Consider the following 12,085-nt stretch of genomic DNA (forward strand, 5'->3'; position numbering starts at 1 on the left):
CGCGCGGCCTGCTGCACGGCGACGGCGACGGCCGCCCGCGGCAGGGGCAGGCCGCGGCACACGAGATACCGGGTGTTGACGGCGGCGGCGCCGACCCCGCCCGGCGTGACGCGGTTGGCGGCGGCCGCGGTGAACTGGGCGAGCGTCGTCTCGCGGAGCGGGAGGGTCCGGCCGGACGCGCCGCGCAGCGCGATCGCCGCGAAGACGTAGTGCAGCACCGCGGGGACGAGCAGGAGCGGCAGGAAGCCCCAGCGCATGTCGCCGACGGCGGCGAGCGCCGCGCGCAGGAGCGCCGGGGCGGCGACGGCACCGGCGGCGAGCACGGCGGCGAGGCCCGTGAAGCGGGCGAAGGGCGTCCAGCGGACGAGAAGCGAGCGCGTGGCGCGAAGGCGGGGTGCCTCGGCGGACGCGGGGCGTTCGGCGCCGGCGGCGATCGTGTCCACACGGTCCGTTGTGGACCACGCGGTTGACGAGCGCGCGACGGCCGTGCGCCCTGCAGGGGAATGGCCGCCGGACGTTGCGGGCCGGGCAGGGCCGCAACGTCCGGCGAGGGGGCAGGCCGTCCTGGCCGGGTCGTGGTCTCAGGCTGTCCAGGACGGGTCGCGGCCGAGGTAGTGCAGCAGACCGGCGACCTCGTCGCCGGGCGCGTCGATCGCGGCGGCGAACGCGCCGAACCCGCGCAGCGGCTCGACGATCTCGGTGGCGACCTTGTGCAGTTCGCGCGCGAGGTCGGCGGTGAGCGGCGGTTCCTGGCCGGTCGCGACGGCGATGTCCCAGGCGTGCACGGCGGCGTCGAGGGCGGCGGCGCCGGCGCCGAGCCAGGGGGCGAGCGAGCCGGGAGGGAGCGGGACGGGCGCCTCGGTGGCGTCGCGATCCACCGTGGCCCATGCGGCGGCGCAGGCGGTGAGGGCCGGTTCGAGCAGGGCGAGCGGCTCGCCGTCGAGGACGCCGGACGGGGCGAACGGGTCGAAGTCGGGCCCGGGGCCGCCGGTGATGGAGGCGGCGTAGGCGAGCTGGTCCCCGGCGGCGTGCTGGAGGACCTGGGCGACCGTCCAATCGGTGCAGGGGGTGGGGCGGTCCAGGTCGTCGGCGGTGATGCCGCGGACGGTAGAGCGCAGGGCCTCGTGGGCGGTGTCGAGGACGGTCCAGCCGGAGACGGTGATCTCGTTCATGATGACGAGTATAGCAGAACGGAATGATCTGTTCCACTCTGGATTTCCTCCCGCGACCGCCCGCGATTGGTCCACGCCATAGATTCTTTTCACCCTATGATTAGGGAGAACTACATTGTGTGGCCGTCCCGCGACCGGGGAGAGTGACGACCATGACCAGCGCCCACCAGCGACTGGGCGAGCGCATCAGGCATCTGCGCGGATCCGCGGACGGCCGCCGGGCACGCCGGCTCGCGACCGCCGGCCGGGCCCGTCCCGGCCCGCGGACCATCGTGCTGACCTGCGGCGACTATCTGGCCATCGGCGAACATCCGCGCGTCACCCGGGCGATGCTGGCGGGGCTGCGCGCCGCGCCGGGGCCGTCCGCGCCCGGTGCGGACCTCCCCGGGGACCACCCGCAGGTCCTGCTCGGCGCGCGTTTCGCCCGGTATCTGGATGCGCGGCACGGTGTGCTGCACCCGTCCGGACGGCACGCGGCGACGGCCGCGCTCCAGCTGGCCGCCGGTCCCGGGACGCCCGTCTACCTGGACGCGCTCGCGCACCTGTCGCTGTGGTCGGGCGCGCGGGCGGCCGGCGCCGACACCGTCTGCTTCCAGCACAACGACCTGGCGGATCTGCGCCGCCGCGTCGAGGCGGCCGGGCCCGGCGTGATCTGCGTCGACGCCGTCTACGGCACCGACGGGTCGGTGTGCCCGCTGGCCGGCCTGGTGGAGATCGCCGAGGCGCACGGGTGCCTGCTGGTCGTCGACGAGTCGCACGCGGTCGGGGTCCGCGGCCCGCGCGGCGGGGGCCTCGTCGGGGAGCTGGGCCTGACGGGCCGGGTCGACTTCCGCACCGCCGGCCTCGGCAAGGCGTTCTGCGCGCGCGCCGGCCTGGTCGTCTGCGACCATCCCGCGTTCGCCGGCGCGCTCGGCGCCGCCGCGTCCGGGCCGCCGCTGCCCGCGCACGAAGTCGCGGGGCTCGCGGCGGCGCTGGACGTCGTCCACGCCGACGGCTGGCGGCGCGACCGGGTCCGCGCGGCTTCGGGACGGCTGCGCGGCGGCCTCGCCGCCCTCGGGTTCGGCGCGGTCGACGCCGACACGCAGATCATCGCGCTGGAGACCGCGACGGAGGCCGAGGCGGTGCGGCTGCGCGACGAGCTGGTCGGCCGTGACATCTTCAGCGCCGCGCTGTTCTCGTCGGTGTCGCCGTCCCGCACCTTGCTCCGCCTGGCCGTGCATGCGGGTCTCACCGACGACGACGTCGACCGCGTCCTCACCGCCTGCGAGGAGCTCACCGCCCGCCCCGCAACCCCCGCCCCGGCCCACTGACCCCCACCCGAGTCACGACACGCGCGCACCCTGGCGGGAGAACCGGCGGCGTCGTGACGCGGGTTCCAGCGGGGCGTCCCGCTGCGCGGAGACGTAGCGCTGGTCGCGGGTGTGGGCGCCTATGTAGCGGAGCATGCTGCGCAGCGCCCAGTGGTTGATGCCGGTGGGGATCATCCGGTAGCCCTGCCGGTTCGCGAGGGCGAGCGCGGTGAACTGCGCCTGGTCGAGGGCGCTCCACGGGATGTCGAAGCGGTCGCGGACGATCGCGGGCAGGCAGCCGAAGGTGATCAGCCGCAGCGGGCGCTCGGCGACGAGGCGCCCCGCGCGGTCGAGGCGCGGGCCGCCGACGGGCAGCAGCGTGATGGTGTCGGAGCCGTGTTTCGCGATCTCCAGGGCGCGGGCGGCGGCGGGGGTGAGTTCCAGGCGTTCGGCGCAGACGTGCCAGAACTTGGACTGGAAGGCGGCGTAGTCGGCGGGGACGGGCCGCATGCTGACGCCGTAGCGGGCGTACCAGGTGACGGTCTCGGCGTACATCCGCTCGTGGTCCTCGGCGGTGAGGGTGCCGGGGTGGAACAGCTCGGCGGCCTTGAAGATCTCCCAGGTGAAGGTGGCGTGCGCCCACCAGAACGTCTCGGGTTCGAGCGCGTGGTAGCGGCGGGCGTGCTCGTCGGCGCCGCCGATGCCGCGGTGCAGGTCGCGGATGGTGCGGGCGCGGGCGTCGCCGTCGGGGGCGAGGATCGTCGCCCAGATCTGCGGGACGGACCGGTGGATGCGGTCGAAGGGGGCGTCGAAGAACGCGGAGTGCTCGGTGACGCCGGCGCCGATGCCGGGGTGCAGGAGCTGCATCAGCCCGGCGGCGGCGCCGGGGAGCAGGGACCGCAGGTCGGCGGCGTGCCGCCAGAGCAGGGTGCCCGGGCCGAGCGGGGCGGTGGCGGCCGCGCGGGGGCGAGGGGGAGCGGCGGTGACGGTGGGGCCGGATGCTGGGGCGGGCATCGCACCTCCTGCCAGTGTTCACTTACCTCCAGCGTACCTGGATTGAGACACGAGTCAATTTTTGTCGCATGTTCAAATACTCCGTGAGCGTACTTTTGTGGTGTGGCGCACAGCCGCGCGGCGAAGCTTCGTCGCCGGGCGCATAGCCCGGCCCGGGCCCGCGCGGGTGCAATGGCGGCCACACGAAGGGACCTCGCGAAGGGACCTCGCCATGGGCGATGAGCACCTGTCCGGGCGCAGCCGCCTGCTGTACGCGGTGGCCGGCTTCGCGGCGCTGGCGGTCGCCGCGGCCGCCATGGTGCTGTCCGCGAGCCCCTCGCCCGGACGCGTCCACCGGTTCACCGCCGTGTTCTCCGCCGCAGGCGAGGGCCTCGACCCCGGCAGGTCGGACGTGAAGGTGCGGGGGATCGCGGTCGGGCGCGTCGAGACCGTCCGGCTGCGGCGGGACGGCCGGGTCGCCGTGGGGTTCCGGGTGGAGGCGGGCGTCGCCGTCCCCGCCACCACGCGGGCGGCGATCGAGCCCGTGTCGGTCTTCGGCCCGAAGGACCTGACCCTCGACCTCGGCACCGGGCCCGCGCTGCGCGACGGCGCGCGGATCGCCCGCACGTCCGACCCGGCGGAGCTGTCGGGCATCACCGACCGCGCCTACGACCTCACCGCCGCGATCGACCCGTCCGACGTCGCGACGATCATGCGGACGCTGTCGTCCGGCCTCGGCGGTGAGGGCCCCGCGCTGCACCGGACGATCGTCCACGGCGCCGCGCTCACCGACGCGATCGACGCGCGCGCACCGCGGATCCGGCGGCTGATCGGCGACATCGCCGGGCTCTCGGGCACCCTCGCCGACCGCGGCGGCGCCATCACGGGCACGGCCGGCGACCTCGACCGGCTCGCGCCCGCCGTCTACCAGCGGCCCGACAAGGTGTCGCAGCTGCTGGACGCCGCCGGGGCGCTGTCGGACCGGGTCGGCGGCACGCTCCGCGACCACGGCGCGAGCGTCGGCCGCCTGATCGACGGGACGGCGAACGTGGTGCAGGTGGTGGCGGCGCAGGACCGGAACCTGCCCGTGCTCATGGACGTGCTGGACCGGCTGTTCCGCGGGCTCGGCGGGCTGATCCGCGTCCCGGGACCGGACGGCACGCTGCTGGGCCGCGGCGTGGACACCTTCAACCTCGACCTGTGCAGGACGTTCATCGACCTGTGCCAGGCGCCGTGATCGCGGCGAGGCGGGCCTCCAGGCCGTCCAGGAACAGCGCGAGCGCGCCGGGGTAGGCGCTGGTCACCATCGTCGCGGCCAGCGGGCCCGCGCAGGCGCTGATGTGCGGGTGGGCGGCCGGGTCCAGCCGGGCGTAGGTGGCCGTCCACGCCGCGCGGTCGGCGGCGGCGGCCTCGGCGGGCAGCGCGTTCGCCGCCGCGTCCAGCGCCGCGAACCCGAGCGTGAGGTCGACGAACTGGTGGTAGTGGCGGGCGGCGAGCGCGGGCGGGAACCCGGCCGCGCGGAAGACGCCGAGGCCCGCCTCGACGGCGCGGATCTCGTTGGGCCGGCGGGTGACGCGGGACGCGGCGAGCAGCGCGACCTGCGGATGCGCCACGTAGGTGGCGTGCAGGTGCTCGCCGATGCGGCGCAGCCGGTCGCGCCAGCCGCCGCCGTCGGGGGTGCCGGTGAGGGTGCGGCCGATCAGCTCGTCGGCGACGGCGAGCACGAGGTCGTCGGTGTCGCGGAAGTACCGGTAGATCGAGGACGGGTCGGCGCCGAGCGCGGTGCCGAGCCGCCGGACGGTGAGCGCGCCGTCGCCGCCCTGGCCGAGCAGCCGGATCGCGGTGTCGACGATCAGCTCGTGGGACAGCACCACCCCCGACTTGGTGGGACGGCGGCGGCGCTTGCGCGCGATGACGCGGTCGGGCTGCGGAGGAGTGCGGTCCATGACGCGGTCGGGCTGCGGGGGAGTGCGGTCCATGACGCGGTCGGGCTGCGGGGGAGTGCGGTCCATGGGGGGCTCCCGGGGGCGCGCGGGCGGGTCGGCCGCCACCTTATGACAACACCATTGACCACAAAAGCGCCCGCGCTATTTCATATGGACCCACCGGCCGCCCACCAGGGCGAACCGGCCATCGCGCCACCACCGTCGTCCGCTCGCGGGGCCGTGTCCCCGCCCTCACGGATCGGGCCGCCCATGACCCCCAGCCCCGCCCCCGCCCCGCCCGGCGCGTCCCTGAAACGGTCCCTCGGCGTCCTCGACGGCGTCGTCATCGCCGCGTCCAGCACCGCCGCGACCACCAGCATCGGCATCGGCACCGGCGTGATCGTCGGCGTCGTCGGGCTGCACGGGCCGATCCTCGCGCTGCTGGCGTTCCTGCCGGTGCTGTGCATCGGCGGCGCGTTCGCCCGGCTCAACCGGGTGGAGCCGAACGCCGGCAACGCCTACGTGTGGGTCGGGCGCGTGCTGAACCCGTGGCTCGGCTTCCTCGTCGGCTGGGTCAACATCGTCGGGACGATCGTCTTCCTCGCCTACACCACCACGGTCACCGGCTCCGCGCTGATGCTGCTGGCCGGCGAGGCCCACGTGCACCGCCTCGGCGGGCTCGCGCTGAACCCCGACTCCAACCTGCAGGCCACCCTCCTCGGGATGGTGGTGCTCATCGCCGTGACCGCGACGGCCGTCGCCGGGGTGAACCTCGCCGCGCGGTTCCAGCGCTGGCTGCTGGTGTTCGAGTACCTGGTCCTGCTCGGCTTCTGCGGCTACGGCCTCGTCGTCGGCGACCACCCGTTCAGCCTGGAGTGGTTCGACCCGTTCGGCTTCCCGTCCGCGCACGCGTTCGCGCAGGGCATGGTGCTGTCGGTCTTCACCTACTGGGGGTTCGACGCGGTGTTCAGCGTCAGCGAGGAGGTCCGCGACCACCGCGACGCGTCCCGCGCGGGGCTGATCTCGCTGTTCACGATGCTCGCGCTGTTCCTGCTCGGCTCGGTCTCCTTCCAGCGGGTGCTGTCGGCCGGGGAGATGGCCGACCACGGCGCGCAGGGCCTCACCTACTTCGGCGCGCAGCTCGCCCGGCAGCCCCTCGCCGTCCTGCCGCTGGTCGCGCTCACCTTCTCCGCCGTCGCGTCGCTGCAGGCCGGCGTCATCCCGACCGTCCGCGGCATGTTCGCGATGGGCCGCGACCGGACGCTCGGTCCGGTGTGGACGCGGGTGCACCCCCGGTTCGGCACGCCCGCCGCCGGGACCGTGCTGATCGGCGTCATCGCCGCGGCGGTCGCCGGGTTCGCGCTGGTCATCCCGAAGGTCAGCACGCTCATCGAGGCCGCCGTCAACGCGATCGGCATCGTCGTCGCGCTGTACTACGGGCTGACGGCGCTGGCCGCCGCGGTCCGGTTCCGCGGGCTGCTGCGCACCTCGTTCCGGGAGGGCGTGCGGGCGGTGGTGCTGCCGGTCGCGGGGGCGCTCGCCCTGTTCGTCCTCGGCGCGCTGCTGTGCGCGGACTTCGCCACCTCCACCGACCACTTCGCGCTGCGCGCCGACAACGGCTGGTTCGAGCTGTCGATGCCGGCGCTGATGGTGGGCTCGGGGCTGGTCGCCGCCGGCTGGGCCAAGTGGGTCCGCCGGTCCCCGTACTTCAATGGAGGGCGGGCCACCGACGCCGACGCCCCCGACCTGCTCTCCGGAGCCGCCGCCCGCCCCGCCGAACCGTGACGGGCCCGCCGTGCCCCGCCCGTCCGCGCCCCCCGCAGAGGAGATCGCCTTCATGACCCGCCAGCCCGCCGACCTGCTGTTCACCGGCGGACCGATCCTGACCATGGACCCGGCGCGCAGCCGCGCCACCGCGCTCGCCGTCACCGGCGGCCGCATCACCGCCGTCGGCCACGGCGAGGTCCGCGACCTCGCCGGGCCCCGCACCGAGGTCGTGGACCTGCGCGGCCGGCCGCTGCTGCCCGGCTTCCAGGACGCGCACGTCCACGCCGTCATGGGCGGCATCGAGCTCGGCGAGTGCGACCTCACCGGCACCGTCGACCCGGCGGAGTACCTGCGGCGCGTCCGCGCCTACGCCGCCGCGCACCCCGACCGGGAGTGGATCACCGGCGGCGGCTGGTCCATGGAGAGCTTCGCGGGCGGCACCCCGACCCGCGAGGCGCTCGACGCCGCCGTCCCCGACCGGCCCGTCTACCTGGTCAACCGCGACCACCACGGCGCGTGGGTCAACACCCGGGCGCTGGAGCTCGCCGGGATCACGGCCGGCACCGCCGACCCGTCCGACGGGCGCGTCGAGCGCGACGGCGAGGGGCGCCCCACCGGCATGCTGCAGGAAGGCGCGATGATCCTCGTCGGCCGGCTGCTGCCCGCCCGCACCCGCGACGACCGGATCGCCGGGCTGCTGCGCGCCCAGGAGATGCTGCACGGCCTCGGCGTCACCGCCTGGCAGGACGCCCTGGTCTGCGGCTCCGACGGCTACCCCGACGTGTCGGACGCCTACGCCGCCGCGGCCGCCGACGGGTCGCTGACCGCCACCGTCGTCGGCGCGCTGTGGTGGTCGCGGGCCCGCGGCGACGAGCAGATCCCCGACCTGCTGGACAAGCGGGAACGGCTCACCCGCGGCCGGCTGCGCTGCACCAGCGTGAAGATCATGCAGGACGGGGTCGCGGAGAACTTCACCGCCGGCATGACCGCCCCCTACCTTGACGGCTGCGGCTGCGCCACCGCCAACAGCGGCCTCAGCTTCGTCGACCCCGAGGCGCTGCCCGGATACGTGACGGCCCTGGACGCGCACGGCTTCCAGGTCCACTTCCACGCGCTCGGCGACCGCGCCGTCCGGGAGGCGCTCGACGCCGTCGAGGCCGCCCGCGCCGCCAACGGGTGGCGCGACACCCGGCCGCACCTCGCGCACCTGCAGGTCGTCCATCCCGACGACGTCGGACGGTTCCGGGCGCTCGGCGCGACCGCCAACATGCAGCCGCTGTGGGCCGCGCACGAACCGCAGATGGACGAGCTGACGATCCCGTTCCTCGGCCCCGAGCGCGCCGCCTGGCAGTACCCGTTCGGCGACCTGCTGCGCGCCGGGACGACCCTCGCCGCGGGCAGCGACTGGCCGGTCAGCAGCGCGAACCCGATCGAGGGGATCCACGTCGCGGTCAACCGTGTCCTGCCCGGCGGTGACGGCAAGCCGTTCCTGCCGGAGCAGGCCCTCGACCTGGCCACCGCCCTCGCCGCCTACACCGCCGGATCCGCCTACGTGAACCACCTCGACGACACCGGTTCCCTGCGTCCCGGCAACCGCGCCGACCTCGTCGTCCTGGACCGCGACCCGTTCGCCGGGCCCGCCGCGGCCATAGCGGAGACCCGCGTCCACCTCACCTACGTGGACGGCGTCCGCGTCCACACCGCCCCCGACGCCTGACCCCGGCGACGCAGGAGGCCCCCGGCGCGACGACCGCGCCGAGGGCCTCCGGTAGCGCGCGAGTCAGGCGGACGCGGGCTTGTAGACGGCGACGGCGCAGGCGCTGCCGAGGCCGATGTTGTGCTGCAGGGCGACGCGGGCGCCCTCGACCTGCCGGTTGCCGGCCTTGCCGCGCAGCTGCCAGGTCAGCTCGGCGCACTGGGCGAGGCCCGTCGCGCCCAGCGGGTGGCCCTTGGAGATCAGCCCGCCGGACGGGTTGACGACCCACTTGCCGCCGTAGGTGGTGGCCTTGTCGTCGACGAGCTTGTGGCCCTCGCCGACGCCCGCCATGCCGAGCGCCTCGTAGGTGATCAGCTCGTTGGCGCTGAAGCAGTCGTGCAGCTCGATGACGTCGACGTCCTCGATGGACACCTGCGCCTCGTCCATCGCCTTCTTCGCGGCGCGCTGAGAGACGCCGAACCCGACGACCTGGATCGAGGAGTGGTCGTCGAAGCTCTCGGGGGTGTCGGTGGCGATGTGGTGGCCGGCGATCTCGACGGCCCGGTCCCACAGGTCGTGCTCGTCGACGAACCGCTCGCTGACCACGACCGCGGCGGCGGCGCCGTCGGAGGTCGGGGAGCACTGCAGCTTGGTCAGCGGGTCGAAGATCATCGGCGCGTTCCTGACGTCGTCGAGCGAATACTCGGTCTGGAACTGCGCGTACGGGTTGTTCACCGAGTGCTTGTGGTTCTTCCAGCCGATCCACGCGTAGTGCTCGGGGGAGGAGCCGTACTTCTCCATGTGCTCGCGGCCCGCGTTGCCGAACATCTGCGGCATCGGCGCCTTGTCCAGCTCCCACTCGCGGCCCGCGGTCATCGACCGCAGGTGGTGGTCGATGATCGTGACCTTGGACTCGCCGACGCCCGCGCCGAGCGAGCCCTTCTTCATCTTCTCCATGCCGAGCGCGAGCGCGCAGTCGGCGAGGCCGCCGCGGACGGCCTGGCGCGCGAGGAACAGGGCGCTGGACCCGGTCGCGCAGGCGTTCATCACGGTCATCACCGGGATGCCGGTCATGCCGGTCTCGTAGAGGGCGCGCTGGCCCATCGACCCGTACATCGAGCCGGCGTACGCCATCTCGATCCTGTCGTAGGGGACGCCGGCGTCCTGCAGCGCGTTGCCGACGGCCTCCTTGGCCATGTCGGGGTAGTCCCAGTCGCGGGAGCCCGGCTTCTCGAACTTGGTCATGCCCACGCCCACGACGAAGGTGCGGTTGGTCATCTCGGGCTCGCCCTCCTGATACCGAATCCAGTTCGGGGCCACGATAACCCGCCGGCCAAAGAAGCGCTTGCCTACCTCCCGTTGATCGGGACGCCCCGGCCCGCGGGCCGGGGCGCCCCCGCAGGTCAGGCGTCCAGTTCCGCCGCGAGCGCCGCGACGAAGGCGTCCACGTCGTTCTCGGTGGTGTCGAACGAGCACACCCAGCGGACCTCGCCCGTCCGCTCGTCCCAGGTGTAGAACGCGAACCGCTCGCGCAGCCGCTCCGCCGCGTCCTTCGGGACGATCGCGAACACCGTGTTCGCCTGCACGTCCTGGGTGATCTTCACGCCGGGAAGCGCGCCCGCCGCGTCCGCCAGCCGCCGCGCCATCGCGTTCGCGTGCGCGGCGTTGCGCAGCCACAGGTCCCCCTCCAGCAGCGCGACGAGCTGCGCCGACACGTACCGCATCTTCGACGCCAGCTGCATGCTCGACTTGCGCAGGAACGCCAGCCCCCGGACCGCGTCCGGGTTCAGCACGACGATCGCCTCGCCCAGCAGCAGCCCGTTCTTGGTGCCGCCGAACGACAGCACGTCCACGCCCGCGTCGGTGGTGAACGCGCGCATCGGCACCCCGAGCGCCGCGGCGGCGTTGGCGATCCGCGCGCCGTCCATGTGCACGCCGAGGCCCCGCTCGTGCGCCGCGGCGGCGACCGCCGCGACCTCCTCGGGCGTGTACAGGGTGCCGAGCTCGGTGCTCTGCGAGATCGACACCACGGCCGGCTGGCGGCGCTGGACGTTGCCGAACCCCGTCGCGTACCGCTCGACCAGCCCGGGCGTCAGCTTCCCGTCCGCCGCCGGAACCGTGATCAGCTTCAGCCCGGCGATCTTCTCGGACGCGCCGCACTCGTCGGTGTTGACGTGCGCCGACTCCGGGCACACCACCGCGCTCCACGGCTGCGACATCGCCTGCAGCGACACCACGTTCGCGCCCGTCCCGTTGAACACCGGGAACGCCTCCGCCGCGGCGCCGAAGTGCCCCCGCACCACCTCGCGCAGCCGCGCCGTCACGGCGTCCTCGCCGTAGGCGGGCTGATGGCCCTCGTTCACCGCGGCGAGCGCCGCGAGGATCTCGGGGTGGACACTGGCCTGGTTGTCGCTGGCGAAACCGCGCTGGGGATCGGGAATGGCGAAGGTCATGCCCCCATTGTCCCGAACACCGGAAGCGTCCCGGCGCCGAGGCCTCAGGCGGGACGGTCGGTGACGCGGTCCGTGACGACCGGGGCGACCGGGGCGACGGGCGCGACCGCCGGCTCGGCGGCGGGCGGGTCCGCCGCGCGCAGCGCCGCACGGGCGCGCAGCGCGTCCACGTCCTCGCCGAGCCGCGCCATCGTCGCCTGCAGGTCCCGCCACAGGCCGGCGCGCTGCTCCAGCTGCGCGAGCTTGGTGCGCAGGTCGCCGATCCGCCGCTCGGCCGCCTCCAGCCGGGTGCCGTGCCCGGCGGTGTCGCGGCCGGTGCGGATCAGGCTCGTGGCGACCGCCGCCAGGTCGCGCTCGGTGTCGTCCATCCGCTCGTCGATGCGCGGCAGCAGCCGGTCGTTCAGCTGCGCGACCAGCGAGTCCAGCTCGGCGCGCAGCCCGCGCACCTCCTCGTCGCGGGTGCGCAGCGCCGCGTCCTGCTCCCGGACGGTATCCTCCAGCAGTCGCACCCGCTCCCCGTAGGAGGGCAGGAACCGTTCCAGTTCCGCCGACCGTTCCAGGTCCCGGCCGAGTCTGACGAGCAGACCGGCACCGGCGCGCAGCCGGTGCTCCGCCTCGGTGGCGGCGCGGCGGACGAGACCCGGGATCACGGTCATGGCTCCCCCCAGGGGCTGTCGAATGGATTCTCCTTAAACTCTAGGCGAACCGCCGGGAAACGGGAGATGTACTTCCCGGGTTGTTCGCCGGTTCTGGACCGGTTCCCGGGGTTTGGGCGGCCGGGCCCCCGGAC

General features: G+C 74.4%; 10 protein-coding genes and 1 pseudogene. 4 read left to right on the plus strand and 7 right to left on the minus strand.

Annotated elements, in window-relative coordinates; genetic code table 11:
* Both F9B16_RS44010 and F9B16_RS44015 read right to left on the minus strand, forming a co-directional pair.
* Positions 1-443: pseudogene (locus tag F9B16_RS44010) on the minus strand (hypothetical protein); the annotation flags it as partial.
* A gap of 138 nt (positions 444-581) precedes the next feature.
* Positions 582-1,172, minus strand: coding sequence for a TIGR03086 family metal-binding protein (locus F9B16_RS44015; RefSeq protein WP_151546215.1), 591 nt, complete (start codon positions 1,170-1,172; stop codon positions 582-584).
* A gap of 152 nt (positions 1,173-1,324) precedes the next feature.
* On the opposite strand from F9B16_RS44015, the gene F9B16_RS44020 reads away from it, so the two are divergent.
* Positions 1,325-2,482, plus strand: coding sequence for an aminotransferase class I/II-fold pyridoxal phosphate-dependent enzyme (locus F9B16_RS44020; RefSeq protein WP_151546216.1), 1,158 nt, complete (start codon positions 1,325-1,327; stop codon positions 2,480-2,482).
* A 12-nt stretch (positions 2,483-2,494) separates the two neighbouring features.
* Here F9B16_RS44020 and F9B16_RS44025 read toward each other — a convergent pair whose 3' ends face one another.
* Positions 2,495-3,475, minus strand: a complete 981-nt coding sequence (locus F9B16_RS44025; RefSeq protein ID WP_151546217.1) for an oxygenase MpaB family protein — start codon at positions 3,473-3,475, stop codon at positions 2,495-2,497.
* A gap of 211 nt (positions 3,476-3,686) precedes the next feature.
* Here F9B16_RS44025 and F9B16_RS44030 point away from each other — a divergent pair, with 211 nt between their 5' ends.
* Positions 3,687-4,691, plus strand: a complete 1,005-nt coding sequence (locus tag F9B16_RS44030; protein ID WP_151546218.1) for an MCE family protein — start codon at positions 3,687-3,689, stop codon at positions 4,689-4,691.
* Here F9B16_RS44030 and F9B16_RS44035 read toward each other — a convergent pair.
* On the minus strand, positions 4,666-5,466 hold the full coding sequence (locus F9B16_RS44035) for a TetR/AcrR family transcriptional regulator (protein ID WP_225992478.1): 801 nt from the start codon (positions 5,464-5,466) through the stop codon (positions 4,666-4,668). The two genes, F9B16_RS44030 and F9B16_RS44035, sit on opposite strands and share 26 nt — an antisense overlap.
* A 183-nt stretch (positions 5,467-5,649) precedes the next feature.
* Here F9B16_RS44035 and F9B16_RS44040 point away from each other — a divergent pair, with 183 nt between their 5' ends.
* The gene (locus F9B16_RS44040) at positions 5,650-7,164 is read left to right on the plus strand and encodes an APC family permease (RefSeq protein WP_151546219.1); all 1,515 of its coding nucleotides are present in this window, start codon (positions 5,650-5,652) and stop codon (positions 7,162-7,164) included.
* Between the two features lie 52 nt (positions 7,165-7,216).
* Entirely contained in the window at positions 7,217-8,863 is a 1,647-nt protein-coding gene (locus F9B16_RS44045) for an amidohydrolase (RefSeq protein WP_151546220.1), read from the plus strand.
* A gap of 63 nt (positions 8,864-8,926) precedes the next feature.
* On the opposite strand, the gene F9B16_RS44050 is transcribed toward F9B16_RS44045, so the two are convergent.
* From F9B16_RS44050 to F9B16_RS44060, 3 genes are all read right to left on the minus strand, one after another.
* Positions 8,927-10,120: a lipid-transfer protein gene (locus F9B16_RS44050; RefSeq protein WP_151546221.1), complete on the minus strand. Its 1,194-nt coding sequence runs from the start codon at positions 10,118-10,120 to the stop codon at positions 8,927-8,929.
* A 125-nt stretch (positions 10,121-10,245) separates the two neighbouring features.
* A complete protein-coding gene (locus F9B16_RS44055; protein WP_151546222.1) occupies positions 10,246-11,295 on the minus strand; it encodes a threonine aldolase family protein in 1,050 nt (349 codons plus the stop codon).
* A gap of 44 nt (positions 11,296-11,339) precedes the next feature.
* Positions 11,340-11,951, minus strand: coding sequence for a hypothetical protein (locus F9B16_RS44060; RefSeq protein WP_151546223.1), 612 nt, complete (start codon positions 11,949-11,951; stop codon positions 11,340-11,342).
* Positions 11,952-12,085 lie beyond the last annotated feature (134 nt).

It is taken from the genome of Actinomadura montaniterrae (genome assembly GCF_008923365.1).
GTDB classification, from domain to species: Bacteria; Actinomycetota; Actinomycetes; order Streptosporangiales; family Streptosporangiaceae; genus Spirillospora; species Spirillospora montaniterrae.